General features: G+C 68.1%; 2 protein-coding genes. One reads left to right on the forward strand and one right to left on the reverse strand.

The features are described 5' to 3' along the window. Nucleotides 1-133 precede the first annotated feature (133 nt). The gene (locus tag E1263_RS42435) at nt 134-691 is read right to left on the reverse strand and encodes an alpha/beta hydrolase (RefSeq protein WP_132178149.1); all 558 of its coding nucleotides are present in this window, start codon (nt 689-691) and stop codon (nt 134-136) included. A 26-nt stretch (nt 692-717) separates the two neighbouring features. On the opposite strand from E1263_RS42435, the gene E1263_RS42440 reads away from it, so the two are divergent. Continuing rightward, a complete protein-coding gene (locus tag E1263_RS42440) occupies nt 718-1,074 on the forward strand; it encodes a hypothetical protein (RefSeq protein WP_132178151.1) in 357 nt (118 codons plus the stop codon). Nucleotides 1,075-1,125 lie beyond the last annotated feature (51 nt).

The following is a 1,125-nucleotide window of genomic DNA, read 5'->3' on the forward strand; positions in this document are numbered from 1 at the left end:
CGCCCCAGCGCCCCCGAGCCCGCCGACACCCAGCGCGCCGGCAACTGGGCGACGTACTGGCGCAACGCCCGCCAGCCCTTCCACCCGGGCCCGGGCCAGTGGCGCGCCAGCGCCCACCCCTGACCGCTCGAGGTCAGGTCCAGATCACGTCGTCCAGAAACTTCTCAGCCGCAGTCGCCACCTGACCGAGTACTGCGGTCGAGGCGGCCAGCGGGCCCGGCACGTACATGCCGTGGTCAGCGCCGTCGACCTCTACCACGTACGGAGTGAGCTCTCGCGCAAGGTCCGGCACCCACAGCGGGTCTGCCGTGCCGCCCACCAGCAGGAATGGCGCGGTCGACCGGCGCAGGGCGCTGACCACCCAATCGCTGGTCAGCACCGGCGTCAGCCAGATCGCGGGCAGTCCGAGCTCGGCGGCAAGGGTGGCTGCGTGGGTTCCGAGGGACTTGCCGACAAGGAGCGTGTCCGGCCGCTCGGCCGAGCGAAGCAAAGGCACTGCGCGCTCGACCTGATCCAGCACCCACGGCCCGCGCTCCTCGGGTGTGAGGGTGAGCAGTCCATCGGGCTCGTGCCACCACACGGGCGTCAGCGCGGCATCGCGTCGCTCGGCGGCGTCGCCACAGAACATCAGCAACGGCGCGAAGGGCCCGAACTGGCCGCCGGGCACGATGATCGCCTCACGTGAAATCATCTGCCCACACTGGCACAATCCCTCGTATGGCCAAATATGAGGTCAATGACGGTGCGGTCGAGGCCGCGCGAAGGCTGATCAACTCCCGGCAGTATGTGCTCGACAGCGACTGGGGTGCGGTGCAACCGCATGCGGAGGCGCAGAATGCCTTTCTGGACAAGCATTCATGGGACGAGTACTCCGCCTGGCATCTTGGGCTCACCGATGGGGCCAACGACGAGACCAAGGCCCGTTATGCCTTTGTGTACGGCGATCTTCGGCGCATCCACCGCTCCGGCCTGATCGCTTGTGTCTACCGAGCGTCCGAATGGCGCCACAAGCAGGTGGAGCTGGCCGCGCACGACCTGCTCCAACTGCTGGACGCCAAAGCCGGGATCAAATAAGCCGGAAGCGGATCAGCGGGTAGAGCGGGGCGTTGCCGGTCGGGCGGGTTG

This window comes from Kribbella antibiotica (genome assembly GCF_004349055.1).
Classification (GTDB): Bacteria; Actinomycetota; Actinomycetes; order Propionibacteriales; family Kribbellaceae; genus Kribbella; species Kribbella antibiotica.